This window comes from Stieleria maiorica, from assembly GCF_008035925.1.
Lineage (GTDB): Bacteria > Planctomycetota > Planctomycetia > Pirellulales > Pirellulaceae > Stieleria > Stieleria maiorica.
The window spans coordinates 5,357,924-5,371,933 of record NZ_CP036264.1 but is presented as its reverse complement, the minus strand read 5'-3'; the positions used below and the strand labels follow the sequence as shown (position 1 = coordinate 5,371,933).

General features: G+C 60.8%; 11 protein-coding genes. 3 read left to right on the top strand and 8 right to left on the bottom strand.

What is annotated here, in order from left to right:
* The first annotated feature begins 3 nt into the window (after nucleotides 1-3).
* From Mal15_RS18210 to Mal15_RS18200, 3 genes are all read left to right on the top strand, one after another.
* Complete coding sequence (locus tag Mal15_RS18210; protein WP_147869081.1) at nucleotides 4-591, top strand: NfeD family protein; 588 nt, start codon at nucleotides 4-6, stop codon at nucleotides 589-591.
* 416 nt (nucleotides 592-1,007) lie between these two features.
* Nucleotides 1,008-2,075, top strand: a complete 1,068-nt coding sequence (gene floA, locus Mal15_RS18205) for a flotillin-like protein FloA (RefSeq protein WP_147869080.1) — start codon at nucleotides 1,008-1,010, stop codon at nucleotides 2,073-2,075.
* A gap of 17 nt (nucleotides 2,076-2,092) precedes the next feature.
* Complete coding sequence (locus Mal15_RS18200; RefSeq protein ID WP_147869079.1) at nucleotides 2,093-2,533, top strand: hypothetical protein; 441 nt, start codon at nucleotides 2,093-2,095, stop codon at nucleotides 2,531-2,533.
* A gap of 156 nt (nucleotides 2,534-2,689) precedes the next feature.
* Here Mal15_RS18200 and Mal15_RS18195 read toward each other — a convergent pair whose 3' ends face one another.
* The 8 genes from Mal15_RS18195 to Mal15_RS18160 all read right to left on the bottom strand — a co-directional run bounded on the left by Mal15_RS18195 (nucleotide 2,690) and on the right by Mal15_RS18160 (nucleotide 13,268).
* Nucleotides 2,690-4,045 carry a serine/threonine protein kinase gene (locus Mal15_RS18195; protein ID WP_147869078.1) on the bottom strand — a complete coding sequence of 452 codons (1,356 nt, stop codon included), beginning with the start codon at nucleotides 4,043-4,045 and terminating at the stop codon, nucleotides 2,690-2,692.
* Between the two features lie 2 nt (nucleotides 4,046-4,047).
* Complete coding sequence (locus Mal15_RS18190; protein WP_233902867.1) at nucleotides 4,048-6,231, bottom strand: APC family permease; 2,184 nt, start codon at nucleotides 6,229-6,231, stop codon at nucleotides 4,048-4,050.
* A 221-nt stretch (nucleotides 6,232-6,452) separates the two neighbouring features.
* Nucleotides 6,453-7,265, bottom strand: a complete 813-nt coding sequence (locus Mal15_RS18185; RefSeq protein WP_147869077.1) for a TatD family hydrolase — start codon at nucleotides 7,263-7,265, stop codon at nucleotides 6,453-6,455.
* Nucleotides 7,266-7,313: 48 nt separating this feature from the next.
* Nucleotides 7,314-7,589, bottom strand: a complete 276-nt coding sequence (locus tag Mal15_RS18180) for a hypothetical protein (RefSeq protein WP_147869076.1) — start codon at nucleotides 7,587-7,589, stop codon at nucleotides 7,314-7,316.
* A gap of 131 nt (nucleotides 7,590-7,720) precedes the next feature.
* The gene (locus Mal15_RS18175; RefSeq protein ID WP_147869075.1) at nucleotides 7,721-10,048 is read right to left on the bottom strand and encodes a hypothetical protein; all 2,328 of its coding nucleotides are present in this window, start codon (nucleotides 10,046-10,048) and stop codon (nucleotides 7,721-7,723) included.
* Complete coding sequence (locus Mal15_RS18170; protein ID WP_167546898.1) at nucleotides 10,042-11,151, bottom strand: HlyD family secretion protein; 1,110 nt, start codon at nucleotides 11,149-11,151, stop codon at nucleotides 10,042-10,044. Before Mal15_RS18170 ends, Mal15_RS18175 begins: the two co-directional genes overlap by 7 nt.
* A gap of 17 nt (nucleotides 11,152-11,168) precedes the next feature.
* Entirely contained in the window at nucleotides 11,169-12,935 is a 1,767-nt protein-coding gene (locus Mal15_RS18165) for an efflux RND transporter periplasmic adaptor subunit (protein ID WP_147869073.1), read from the bottom strand.
* Nucleotides 12,936-12,962: 27 nt separating this feature from the next.
* Nucleotides 12,963-13,268, bottom strand: a complete 306-nt coding sequence (locus tag Mal15_RS18160) for a YidH family protein (protein ID WP_147869072.1) — start codon at nucleotides 13,266-13,268, stop codon at nucleotides 12,963-12,965.
* Nucleotides 13,269-14,010: the final 742 nt, after the last annotated feature.

The following is a 14,010-nucleotide window of genomic DNA, read 5'->3' as shown; positions in this document are numbered from 1 at the left end:
CCGATGCCCCTGACCTACTCCCTGGCTTTGCTAGCTTTGTTCTTTGTCCTGCTGGTGGGCGAGTTCTTTATTCCCAGTGCGGGGATGGTTGGTGTTGCCGCGGCGATTGCCGCGACGACGTCGATCGTGATCGCGTTCACCCACAGTGCGGCGGCCGGTTTTGTGGTCACGGCGACGGTGTTGGTTTCGACGCCCGTGGTGTTGTATCTGATGATCCGATTCTGGCCGCATTCACCGATCGGCAAACGGATCTTGAACCGGCGACCCGGTCAGGTGGACGAACCGACCGAGAGTCGACTTCGGAGCGGTGAAAAGCGGAAGGATTTGGTGGGGCATGTGGGGGTCGCCAAGACAAATCTTTTGCCCAGCGGATTGGTGGTCATTGATGGCAAGCGGTTGGACGCGGTGTCTGATGGCAGTCCGATTGATGCCGGAACGCCGATCGTCGTGATCAGCGCGGTGGCCGGAAAGTTGCGTGTTCGCGTAGCGGAGCGTGTCGATATGGAACCGGAGCAGGTGGCCTTGGAACGTCGAACCGACGCGATCGAAGCGACGCTGGAGTCGTTGGATTTAGAGGACATGGACGAGTGAGTGTTTATAGGCATGGTCATGCTGACGTTGAATCGAACGCGGAACCAGCCGCCTACCGCCGCTGATTCTTCGGATTGAAGATGCGATGGGAGGGTCGCCGTGTTCACCAAACTCGGCGTGCGCGAAAAAGCGAAGCTTTGCCCCGCGCCGACCTCGGAGAGTACGGCGACGGTCCAGCCCAACCGGAAACGCAGCTGCGGTAGACTCCTAAAACGGTCCCTTGATTCTGGTCCTCGGCCGTGTTGAAGGGTGTCGCGACGGGTGTTCGGATCCTGTACATTTGACGGAAGTCTTGATCGACCGACTGCGTCGGCCTTCGATGCGGTCGGCCAAGCAAGCCGATCGGCTGAACTCGATTCGCACGGACAGGATGCAACACAATGGTTTTCGGGTCGTCACTATTCTCTGCACCGGACATGTCGTCATTTGGTTTGCTCGCCGTTGATGCGAGTGATTTGACGGTCCCGGCGCTGGTGGGCGCATTGATTTTGATCGGCGTCGTGCTGGTCGTCGTGTTTGTTTTTGCCAGTTACTTTGGGATCTGGGTTCAGTCCTGGTTGACCGGTGCCGGCGTTGGCTTTGGCGATTTGATCGGGATGACATTTCGAAAGGTCAATGCCCGATCGATCGTCCGCAGCAAGATCATGGCGGTTCAAGCGGGATTGGATGATCCGGCGATGACCAGCGAGGCGCTGGAAGCCCACTACCTGGCCGGCGGCAATGTCCAACAAGTCGTCCGTGCGGTGATCGCGGCCAAGAAAGCAAAGACGATTTCGTTGACATTCCGAGAGGCCGCGGCGATTGACCTGGCCGGCCGCGACGTGTTGGAGTCGGTCAAGACGAGTGTGTATCCCAAAGTGATCGATTGTCCGCCACGCGGTTCGGTCAAACCGTCGCTTGATGCGGTGGCCAAAGACGGGATTCAATTGAAGGTTCGTGCCCGGGTGACGGTTCGAGCCAATTTGCAGCAGCTGATCGGCGGTGCGACCGAGGAAACAATCATCGCCCGTGTTGGCGAAGGGATCGTCAGCGCGATCGGCAGCGCGGACAGTCACGCCGCGGTACTGGAAAACCCGGACGTGATCAGCAAGGCGGTGCTGGCGAAACGGCTTGATTCCCAAACGGCGTTTGAAATCGTCTCGATCGACATCGCCGACATCGACGTCGGCGCGAACATCGGTGCACGGCTGATGGCCGACCAGGCCGAAGCCGACACGCAAGTCGCGCGGGCCCGCGCCGAAGGCAAACGGGCGGCCGCGGCGGCCGAAGAGAAGGAGAACGAAGCCAAGATCGAAGAGAGTCGTGCCGCATTGGTGATGGCCCAAGCGTCGGTCCCCGAAGCGATGAGTGAAGCGTTCCGAACCGGAAAACTACACATTTTGGATTACTACAAACTGCAAAACGTGAGCGCCGACACGGAGATGCGAAAGTCGATCGCCACGACCGGCCAATCGCGCAGCAATCTGGAACGCAAGAACGCCTAACCCCACCCGAGTGAAACATGGCTGGCGACCTGGAAGATTTTCTCAAACGTGCCGCCGAACGCCGTGCCCAAAAGCAGCAACAAGCTGGCGGGGGCGGAGCGGCCAGGCCGAAGCCGCGGCCGCGCCCGGAGTACACCGAAGCCAAGCGTGAACGACAAGTTCGTCAGCCGGTGGAGGAGCCGATTCCGGTCGCGGAGGTCGTCGAAGAACCCGTCAACCCGTTGGCCGAGCGGCGACGCAAACTGGCCGAGGCGAAAAAGAAGGCCGAAGAGGCGCGAGCTCGATTGGCACAGCAAAAAGCCGAGATCGATGAACGTCGAGAGGGTGAACCCGGTGTGATTTCCGCCGCCGGGGGTACACCGGCTGAGCAGTTGCTGGATCTGCTGCACCGCCCCGGCGGGCTGCAACAAGCCTTCTTGCTACGCGAGATCCTGGAGCGTCCCGAAGACCGTTGGTAGTGGTGCGATTGAGTTGAGTTCCTTGAAGTGTCGTGTTTGCTCACGCCCTGTTTTGAGGTCGCGACACTCGTCAATCTTTCGATGCCAGGAGCGAAGCGTGAGCGAGGGGCGATGTGCGGCCCCTCGCTCACGCGTCGCGCCTGGCACTGTGCGAGATCACAGAAACTCGCGGACGCAGTAAAGCGCCGTCAGGGCGCCGAGTAAAATACCGAGCAGTAATCCACCGACAAAGCCGACGGGGAACGGCTTGCGTCGCTCGCGGGCCATGGCCGGATCGATCGGCTGGTCCAACAGCACCGGCATCGAGGAATCCGAGGGGACCATCCCGACCTTGGAGCCGAAGTTGCCCGACCCTTGCTGGCCGGAACTGTATTGGCCGGAACTGTAATGTCCCGATCCGTTTTGGCCCGGACCGAACAGGGGCGGTGCATCGGGGCTGGCGTTGGGATAGAACTCTGGTGCGTCGTCGATTCCGATCGGCGGCGCGGTCCAAGCCTGGCGTTCGATCGGCCGGTCCACTTCGAACGACGTGGTGCACCACGTTTCCAGCCGTTCGGCTACGTCGGTGGCGGTCGCAATCCGCCGCGCCGGATCTTTCTCCATCATGTCGGCGATCGTGTCGACGAAGTCTTCTGACAGGTCCGGGGCAAATTTCCGCGGATGCCAGGGCGTCTGTTCGCAATGGCGTTTGCACTTGCTTTTGGAATCGCCGCCGGGAAAGGGGACTTTGCCGGTCACGGTGTAGTACAGCGTGCAGCCGAGCGAATAGAGGTCGCTCGCGGGGCCGATCGCGCGTGGATTGCGGATCTGTTCGGGCGACAAATAGTCGGCGGTGCCGACGATCTTTCCGGCTCGCGGATCATCGTCCAACCCCATGCTCCAGGCCGCCAATCCGATGTCGGAGACTTTGGTGTGGCCTTCGGGGGTAACCAGGATGTTTCCCGGTTTGACATCGCGATGCACCAGTCCCAGGTCGTGGGCGTATTGCAGCCCGCGTGCGGCTTGGGAGATCACCAACGCGGCGTGCTGCATGCTGAGTGGTCCGCCGCGACGGACCAGTTTTCGCAGGTCGGTTCCCGGCACATATTCGGTGACCAGGTAGTGCACGTTGCCGTCGCGACCGGCATCGTAGGCCCGGACGACGAAGGGGCAATCCAGTCCCGCCTGCAGTCGGATTTCTCGTGTAAAGGAATCGCGTGAAAGCGCCGTCGACTTTTCCAGCGGCAGGACCTTCACGGCACACTCGCGGCCCATCACCTTGTGCACCGCTTTAAAGACCTGCCCCATGCCGCCTTGCCCGATCCAGTCGGTGATCAGGTACGGCCCCAGCGTCAACTTGGTCCGTCCGACGTGCAGCTGTTGTGCCTGGTATTCGGTGATCAAACCGCTTTTGACCAGCGTGGCGGCGATCAACGCATCGTCCTCGCGGCCGATCTTTTCCAGCACCTTGTCCATTTGTCGCTTGGAAACCAAGCCGCTACGGACGGCAGACTCTTGGAACACACTGCCCATTTCTAACTCTCTAACTTCATTCCGCCGCCGCTGTGAACCAGTGCCACTCGCGGCAGCTCGCCGACAAGTGCTTCCAGTCGTGTCAGAAACTCCACGTCATCCCCTTCGGCCGGAATCGCCAGTCCCAGAAAGACGAACGCGGCGTCTCGGCTGGTCGTTTGGATCGCGGTGGCCGGATCGTCCGAAACCACGACTTCCGTGTGGCCGACGATGCGGGCTTCGCGGAGCAAACCTTCCAGGTGTGAGTTTACTTCATCGATCGCCGAATCGCTTTGCACCACGCGGAGCAATCGCAATTGTCGTCGCTGCCAGGTCGGGTGGGAGAGCATCAGGTGGGCCAGCAAGACCATCAGTTCCCCGTTGGCTCGCCCCCGCCACCAGACGTCAACCGTTCCGGCCGGTGCGACGTCTTCGCCTTCGGAATCGTCGGTTTGCCGCAGCACCACGACGCTGCGATCGAGTCCTTCCAGATTCCTGAGCAGGCCGCCAAAGACGCGCATCCGATCAGCCGACAGGGGGCATCCCATCAAGACCACGTTGGGACGCAGACGCCCGAGGCCCTGGCATTGAACGAGCGCTTGGACGCCGGCGGTGTAATCGCTGGCGACGACGACCGCGGGGAATGCCGCCAAATGGCGTTCCTTGATCATCGCGTGCAAGATCGATTCCTGGGTGGCCAATCGCTCCGACTGGTCATCCAGCCCGCCGGGGATCACCTGTGCCAGTGCCAAGACGCCGGTTTCACGTGACAGCCAACTGCCGAAGACGACCAGATGGGGACGCGAAAAACCGCTGCCGCTGAACGCCAGAATGAACGGCCGCCAGTTCTTAGGGTGATAAAAGCTGTCTTCCAATTTCAACAGATTGCGACGGGTGCGCTCGAACAGCAAACCGCTGCTCAAATCGCCCCAGTCCGCGTTCACGTCCGCGCGCGTCAGGTAGCTATGCAAGGCGGCGACCAGTCCGCTGGCGACGATAGCCCAGCGCCAATCGATCAATAACATCACCAGGCCGCATCCGATCGCGCCGGCAAGCGCGGTGACCCAGTTGCTGTAACGAAACTGTGGTCGGTAGCTGGGATTGTTCGTGATCGATTCGTAAAACGTCGCCAGGTTCAGCAGGCCATAGGTCAACAGGAACGCCATCGTGATCAAGGGCGCGATCGAATTCAGGTCTGCCGCCATGATTCCGGTTTGAGCGATCAGGGCGGTGGCCAGAATCGCCCGCCGCGGTTCTCCGTCGTTGCCGCTGACGCCGAAGGGGACCAGTCGCAAAAAGACCCGATCGCGGGCCAACGACTGCAGGATCCGCGGCGCGCCCATCATGCTGCCCAAGGCGGACGAGAGCGTTGCCGCAAACACGCCCAAGGTGATCAGCATCGGAAACATCGCGACCTTGCTGACGACCATGTTGTTTCCGATCAAGTCGTCACGGCTGGCGCTCGCACCCAAGCAGACCGCCATCGCGGCGTAGATCAGCATGGTCGTCGCGACGGCCGAAAGCGTCCCGGCGGGGATCGAACGCGCCGGATCGCGAAGGTCGCCCGACATATTCGCTCCGGCCATGATTCCGGTCACCGCCGGAAAAAACAACGCAAAGACGGTCCAGAATGATTCGCCATCCTGAAAGCCGGTACCCCAATTGGCGGTCAGATGTCCGGCGTCGAAACCGCCCGCCGCACCGCCAAAAAACGACAGCAGCGAGATCGCAACGCTGGCCAGGATCACAAATTGAATTTTGATCGCCCAACTGGCGCCGACCCAGACGCACACCGTCACCAGCAGATTGGTCACCGAAGCGACCAAGATCGGCGACGTCCCCTCGGGCAGCAGGCCCAGAAACGCCTCGGAGAAACCGATCACGTACATCGCCACCGAGAGGGCTTGGGCGGCGAAAAACACCAACCCGATCGCGCCGCCGAATTCCGGACCCAGGCTGCGGCTGATCAAAAAATACGCCCCGCCGCCTTCGACACGGGTGTTGGTCGCGATCGCCGAAAGCGACAAACTGGTCAGCGTCGTGATCGCGTTGCTGGCCAGCACAATGACCAATGCCGCAAACACTCCGGCCTGTCCGACGACGAACCCGAAGCGCAAGAACATGATCACGCCCAGGATGGTCAGCACACACGGGGTGAAGACGCCACCAAAGGTCGAAAACGAATTCCCTTTCTCTTCACCCTTCACAACGGACTCCGGGTCGCATGGCTGAAACGCGCGACCGGTTCCTGCAAGACCGGCCGGTCGCCGGAAGATTCTAACGGCAAAGCGTCGATTGCGGGATCCGGCGGTGTGGGGGGCGGTAGCGAAAGCCGCGGAGGCTTTCGGCGTTCTCCCGGGCGGCTTCGCCGCAGACAGCGAAACTCTTGGCGAGTTCCGCTACCCCAACACCAGAATTGACGGAAGCCCTAACCCCGTGGGGTGAAATTAAATTGCTTGCTCTTGGAGAAGAATTCCAGCGGGTTGTCGTAGACGACTTTGCGGATCAGCGATTCCGGCAGCGAGCGTCGTCGCATTTCGAAGATCAGATCCGGGACCGCGGTCGGTTTACTCGGCCCCCAATCACCGGCCGAATTGGCCAGCAGTCGTTCGCCGCCGGTCTGTTCGATCATATCGACGGCCCGCTCGGGCGTGCACTTGGTGACCGGGTACAGCGTCATCCCGCCCCAGAATCCGCGATCGAGCACGTCGGTGATCGTGTGCTCTTCGACGTGGTCGACCAAGATCCGGTCCCGATCCAGTCGCTGGTCGTCGCACAGCATGTCCAGGATCATCCGTGTCCCCTGGTACTTGTCTTCCAAGTGTGGCGTATGGATCAGGATCGACTGGCCGTACTCGGCCGCCAAATCCAGATGCTCCAAAAAGATCGTCGCTTCGTTCTTGGTGTTCTTGTTCAGTCCGATTTCACCGATCCCGAGCACGTTGGGTTTGTCCAAGAACTCCGGAATCATGGCGATCACCTCGCGCGACAGCGAGACGTTCTCCGCCTCCTTGGCGTTGATGCACAGCCAGGTGAAATGTTGGATGCCGAACTGTGCGGCGCGGGCCGGTTCGGTTTCGGTCAGTTGACGGAAATAGTCGCGAAAACCGTCCACGCTGCCACGATCATAGCCGGCCCAGAAGGCAGGTTCGCTCATTGCCACGCAGCCCATCCGCGCGAGCGTCGCATAGTCGTCCGTGGTGCGGGAAACCATGTGGATGTGCGGGTCGATGTAGTCCATACGTCATCAATCAAGGTGAAGGTGGTGCGCGACGACAGCCAGGGTACGTCAGTTGGCGGTGATTCCAAATTGCCGGCGCCAGTCGGCGTCGTATTCGCGAGAAAACAATTGCTGCAGTTGCTCGGCACGGTTGGGAGCGTCGGACAACACAATCTTCGTTGCCGCGTTCAACAGGTCCCGCTTCGATTGGGCCGGCTCCTGCAACGTCCCCGACTGGCATGCGCGGTCGATTCGATCCAACGTGGCGGCGACTTCAAGCAGTTTGGCGCGGACATCCAAAAACGATTCCGCGACAATCGCATCGCCGTTTCGCTCGTTTGTCATTAATTTGCTCGATGATGTGAAGGGACAAGCCGGATACCTGTCCGACACGTGCGTTCGGATTCCGTGTGTTCCGACTTCGATGCATTATAACCCGCCAAGGGTCTTTCGCTCGACTCCCCCAACACGCGGTGTCAAAGTCCTCGATATTGCGAGGCCGTGAATCGTCGCAGCCGGTTCCATACGCTGATCGAATCCACGTGGATTTCTGCGCTGACCACCGATCGCGGCGGCAATGTCAGCGGCAACGGTTCGTCCAGCGTGATTCGGACCCAATACAACGTGTCCGGAAACTGTGCGTCCCGAGACTGCGTGTTCCGCGTCCGCGTGTCCTGTGATGTTGCACCATCGATCCTGGCGATGTCGCCCGCTGACAGCTCCGGGGGGATCGATTCCCTGGCGGCCCGGGCAACCCGTCGCACCGTTGCCCGGCCGCGCCCCGGCCAAATCGACGCGTGACGGACCCGCACCACTTGTTCGGCGCGAACCAAATCCACCTGATCTTGATCGATCAATGCCATTCCGTTTCGATCGATGGGGTGTCCGACCCAACCCAACAGTGTGCTGCGTGGCACCCATTGTCCGCACCGCAATCGTCGGTCGCGCGCGTCGACCGGCCGCGGGATCGAATGCACGAAGCGACCGGCCGAACGCGCGACAAGCGTCAGACGATCGACACGCCTGGCCAGGACCCGATGCTGCCGCTCCGCCGCGTCTCGGCGTTTGACCGCGAGCGCAAGCGCGGTCGGGTTTGCACCGGTCGATCCCTTGCGCGATTCCCAGGCCGCGACCAGCGCGGTCGCAAGGTCCAGTTCAGCCCGGGCGCTGGCAAGCTGATCGTCCAAAGCATCGTTTTGCAGCCGCACCAACACCTGACCTGCCGTCACTTGGCTTCCCGATTCGGCGAGTTCGATGATCCGCCCGGATTCCAACGCAAGCAGTTCCTGTTGATCGGCGGCGACCACTAACATCGGCACCACCACTTGCCTTGGAAACGGAATCACCATGCCGACGACCAACAGCAAGAAGATGCACGAAACCACCGCGACCGCCCGAGAATGATGCCACCATCGTTGCGGCGTCTCGGCTGCTGACGATTTGACCGCTGACGATTCTGCATTCATGGACTCCACCGCGACCGAGTCCGAATCTGGTGGTTGCAATACCGGACCGATGGCCCGCATCAGCATCGATCCCAGCAGCGTCCCGGCAAACGCGGCGCCCAACCATCCCACGCCGACGTCAATCGAGGCGTGGTAGATCAACAAGGTGATCACCCCCACGACGAACACGCGATAGAGGGCGCTGGCGGCGGCGTACAGCAACAGCGTGCTGGGCGGAACGGCGCGGCCGAGTGGCTCATTCGGCCGGACGCCAGCCGCAACACCCCAGACAATCCGTCTGGCTGCATGACGCATCACCCCGCTGGCACGCTGGGCAAGATTGGGGACGCCGATCCAATCGGCCAACATGAAGTAGCCGTCGTAGCGCAGCAACGGATTGCCGTTGATCAGCACGGTGGAAACGCCGCCGACGACCATGACGACCAGTGCCAGGTCGTGAAGGACCGACGGCCCGGTGGCCGCCCACAGGATCGTCGCCAAACCGGCCAAGCACAATTCGGCCAGCATGCCGGCGGCCGAAACCAGAACCCGTTCGCCGCGTCGGGGCACACGCCACAAGTCGGAAACGTCACAGTACAAACAGGGCGTTGCGAACAACAGCATCACCCCCAGTTCGCGACATTCCGCGCCGACACGCCGACACGCCAGCACGTGCGCCAATTCGTGAACCGATTTGACCACGGCGATCGTGATCAGCAGACAGACCAGCCAAACCGGGTCGCGTCGTGCGATCGCCAGTGAGACTTCCGCCGCGAACACGTCGAAGCGGCCGACCAGCAGCGCGATCGCAATCACTGCCAGACAGATCGGTACCAGCAACGCCGCCGTCGGAACCACGCTTTGCGTTGGCGGATTCGCCGGCCCCAGCCATCGGTTCGGATTGATTCCCGGCAATCGAAACGCCACTAATCGGCTGACCCAGCGGGCGATCCCGCCGGCACGCACGGATCGCCCACCGGAGGCTGCGGCTTGTGATTGCAACGTTTGCTCGATCGGGCCGCTGCCGCCGACCGACAGCAACAGTCCCTTGCGACGGGCTTGCGTGTAAAACGACAGCAACGCGCTGAGGCTGGATTCCAGCGGTCGGATGGTCGCGGCGGCCAGCTGACACAGCTCGCCTATCGAACGACAGCCATCGGCGAGTTCTAACAATCGCTTTTCGACTCGCGAGAGGCAAAACCACTCGCCGGCCAACGGATCGTTCACGACCCAGTAGCCATCCGCGTCGCCGATACCGTCGACCCAACAGAAGTGCAGATCCATCCTCAGTCGCCAGAGGTCACGGCCGCGCGTGTTGGCGTGGGTTTGTATGCCGCCCGGCGTCGGTCCGCTCACCATTGGATTTCCACACGATCCCCCGGGAAGAACTCGCCGCCGGCCAGGCCAACCAGAAAGCGAAACTCACCACTGACGCGATCGCGTTCCGGGCTGACAAAATCAACCGTTCCGACGACTTCTCGATCCGCCGATGTCAACCGGACCTTTTGCCCGGGCTTCGGTCGGACACGACCGCTGAAAAATCCTTCGGCATGCAATTGATCCAGATTGATCACACGCACAACCGAATCTCCCGGGCGAACCCATTCGCCGCGCCGTTTGTAAATTTCCACCACGACACCATCGATCGGAGCGACGACCCGATGGCGGGCCACGCTCAATTCGGCGATGTGCAGTGTTTTCTGTTTCGTTTCAATGTCGATCCGCAACAGTTCGGCGTCGGACTGGGCCACCGAGCGTCGCAATTGGGCGCGTTTAGCGGCCAGCTCGGCGATCTTGACGCCCTGGGTTTCGCTTTGGGCTGACAACAAGTCCATCCTCTGTTCAAACTGGGCCTGGACGCGTTCCAATTGAGAACGGTCGTATTTCAATCGCAAGTTTTCCAGCTCGGATTCGGAGACGCTGTCGGCAAAGGTCTCGCGCGCCTCGACGGCTCGCGACCATTCGTTCTTGGCGACCGCTTCTGCCTTTTCCGCTGCCGAAACGCGAACCTGGTTGAGCGATTTTTCCGATGCGATCTTCGCCAACAGGCGTTGTTGCTCCAGCAGTGCTTCCTTCTCTTGGGATTCCGTATCGGCAATCACGTCGTCGCGATACTGGCTGGATCGCTGTCGACTGGTGGCCAACTCGGTCGCTGCCAGCTCGTGCCGGGCCTGGCTGATGTGGTCGTCGATTCGCGCGATCACTTGTCCGGCTTTGACCGGATCACCCAGCCTGACTTCCAGGCCGGCGATCGGCCCCGATTCCAGTGCCGGCACCTCGACCTGGTCGATCAGCTTGATCACCAGCGGGCCGATGACTTTGGGCTTGGCCGCCTGAGGATCCTCCGCCGCGCCGATCTGTGTGATGCAAAGAACCAACACGATGGCGATCAATCGCGTCAGGCTGCCGGACCAGACGACCGGGCCGCGATTGTCAGCGAGCGTGAAACGGCAACAACCCATTGGAAAACGATCTTCATTCATAGCCATCCCCATAGTCTGAGTTGCTCGATCACCTTGCGAGAGAGGACGAATCCGGCGGCTGCCGGATTGCAGTCGATCCAGCCGACCACTCCGGAGTCGGCGTTGAACGTGATGTCGTGTTCGTGTGGCTGGACCGAAGCCGCAACGATCAAGCGCCCGAAGCGATCCAGCGAGGCCGATGGATCCAACCCCAGCAGCGTTCCGCGGCGCTGCCGCTGGGGTTGAGACCGCAGCCGGAATCGACACTCGACCGGATCATCTGTTTGTCGTTCCAAGGCGGCCAACACGTAGCCGACTTCACGATCGGGCACGTCCAATTCGACCCGATACCCGTCGGCCGGATTGATCACGCGAATCACGGCGTCGCCGCGTTGAACCGGTCGAGGTGTCTGCAGGCCGCCTAAATCTTCGTCCGGCATCAACAACGTGACGATCCCCGCAATCGGACTGTGCACGACCAACTGGTCGCGGCGTTTTTCCAGCAAGGCGATCTGCCGCCGAAGTCCACCGCGGCGGGCTTCCAAGACTCGACGATCCGACCCGATGTCCTGGCCGGACTCGTCGCCGCGCCGCGTCGCCGCGATTTGTAACTGTTCCTCGACGGTGATCAATTCGCCGCCTAGTCGTGTGATTTCCAATTCCAAGTCATGGCTGGAGAATACACAGAGTACCTGACCACTGGTCACTTCCATCCCGGATTCGCATTCCAGACGCGCGATTTGTCCGTCCACGGGGGCGTGGACGACGGTTTGGGTTTGCGGGACGATGCGGCCGTCGGCAGCGACACGAATGGTCATCGGATACAGGCAAAGAACCAGCAACACCGCGACCGCAGCGGCCAGTCGCCAGCGGGCGGCCGGTTTCTGCCAAGTCGATCGCCACCGGCCCCAAGTCTTTTCACCTTGGCGGCGGAGGACGTCCGCTAGGGCGGCATCAAACAACTGGCGACGTAGTGGTGAAAGATCGCCGGTGCCCCGTTTCGTCGCGTCGAGTGGTATCGATTCGAAACACTCGCCGATCACCAGAATTCGATCCGCCCCCAGCCGAGTCGCCTGCAGTTGCGTGGCGTTCCCCGCTCGCAGGAACGACTCAATCGCATCGCCGTCTTCGTGTTCCAGCGTGATGACCGAACTCGTACGGGCATCCAGTTCTTGATCGATTGCTTGAGCGACTTTTTGCGTCCGCCACACCTGGTCGGCTCGTCGGTCGAATCGAGCTTGGACCGAGCAACCGATCATTACATAGCGTGCATCCGATCGTCGTAGCAGGCTCAATCGATCGACACGCAACGACTTGGCCAACGCGGCGGCGATGTGGTGCAATCGCACGTCGGCATCACCCTCGGCAAACAGTTGATCGCTTAGCTCCGTGAGCGCGTCAAGTTCGTGTTGTGATTGAGCCAAACCGATTCGGGCGACCGCCGCGACCAAAAGGTTGCCGATCGCCGGCAACGCTTCCTCGATCGCCTGCTTTGTCGCCGCGTCGGGTGGCGGGGAGGATTGCAGCCACAGATGAATCGCCAGCGACGAAGATTCCGTCACCGGATGCTGACATCGCAGATCCGGATCCCCGGCGAGTGATTGGCCGCGACGACAGAGCAGTTGATCGGCAGGAAAATAGATCGCGAGGGCCGAAATAGCGTTCAATCGCTGCAAGAGGTCGTCGGCTGTCTCGGGAAAGAGGGTACGGTCGATCGGTGACTTCAGGCGGTCCTCAAGCCGCGCGAGGGCGTCGGCACACCGTTCCCACGGATCATCGGGCATGACTGGACCACCGACCTGGCATGTTGGTTAACCCTCGCGGACTTTGTTGAGCCGTTGTTTCAAGGACGCGAATCGATACGTGCCGATCGCTCCGACGATCGCGCCACAGCCGATCAGTCCCCATCCGAGCACGACGAAATCGAACGACACGTCCAAGAATTTAACCAATGAGACGCCCGTAGCGACCAACATCAGCGCGGTTCGACCATAGGCCAGCAGGGTTCGCTCGTTGGCAAGGTCGGTCCGAACAAGGGCCAAATCCGGCACGGCTCGCGGCGGCTGGGGGGAAGGTGGGGCTTCCTGTGAACTCGACGGATCGTGATTCGATGGCATGATCGTTTGGAGATTCTCCCTGGAAACGCTCGTGCAGGAATTGACAAATCGCCAAGTTAAGGCGGGGAACGATTGAACTCGCGACGTCACCCTCTCTCGCAGTGCATTGGTGTCTACACAAATCGGTCCGCAATTTATGGCATGGCTCTTCTCCCCCACAAAGCCGGGGGAGAAGGGAGCCATTGTAAATTGTGTTGACATCAATGCTTCCAACGTAAGTTTCGTCTTAAGTTAACGCCTGTGCCCCTCGATGCGCTCGACTCTCGGTTTTGTCTTAACTCGATGTCGATGCCGTCACCTGGAAAGCACGCCGGACGGCTCGCATTGGATCGTCACGCTCGCACGCATTGGTGTGCATCGACCGTCCGGACGCCGAGATCACTTGGTTCTTGTGCCGATGGCCGATTCTTTCTGCGGGGACAAACGCTGGGCCGCTAAAGTCGACCCGCGCTTCCCCGTTTACCCAGTCCTCCAGGTGGTTTGGGCTCCGGTAGAAAAGTTTTTGCCACTCACATGTTTTCCACCAAACACCCAATCGACCACGGAATCTTCACTAACCCTTCATCTCACCACGGTTTACGTCGACGGACGGGAGTGGGGTTGGTCGCAGATGCTAGCGAGACGGTCGACGTAACCCATTCCCAGATAAAGGCTTGCAAAACGTCCGGGAATTTCATTGACACTCTACAGGCAATCTCTAAGATTCTCCGCGTCGCCCATATTTAGTGCCGAACGCAATAAA